At 36.2% G+C, this 309-nt stretch carries 1 protein-coding gene; it reads left to right on the plus strand.

Features of this window, described 5'->3' with window-relative positions:
• Positions 1-309, plus strand: a 309-nt coding sequence (locus tag AOA60_RS32845; RefSeq protein WP_256592899.1) for a methyl-accepting chemotaxis protein, incomplete at both ends; no start/stop codon positions are given.

Raw genomic sequence — 309 nt, forward strand, 5'->3', positions numbered from 1 at the left:
TACTAGCATTAAATGCATCCATTGAAGCTGCTCGAGCTGGAGAAGCTGGTAGAGGATTTTCAGTAGTTGCAGATGAAATCAGGAAGTTAGCCGAGCAATCATCAAATTCGGTGAAGGATATTCAATCAATATTAAGTATGATTCAGAAAAATGCTGATCTTGCATTTTCATCTATGACCAGTGCAAATGAGATAGGAAAACAGCAAAATGATGCTGTTGAGCAAACAAGAGCGATATTCCAGGATATTTCTGTTTCTATATTAGCTTTAATTGAGAAAATATCAGAGGTGACTAATAATAGCAAGGACA

Origin of the sequence: Pseudomonas sp. 2822-17 (assembly GCF_002742485.1) — a bacterium.
GTDB classification, from domain to species: domain Bacteria; phylum Pseudomonadota; class Gammaproteobacteria; order Pseudomonadales; family Pseudomonadaceae; genus Aquipseudomonas; species Aquipseudomonas cyclaminis.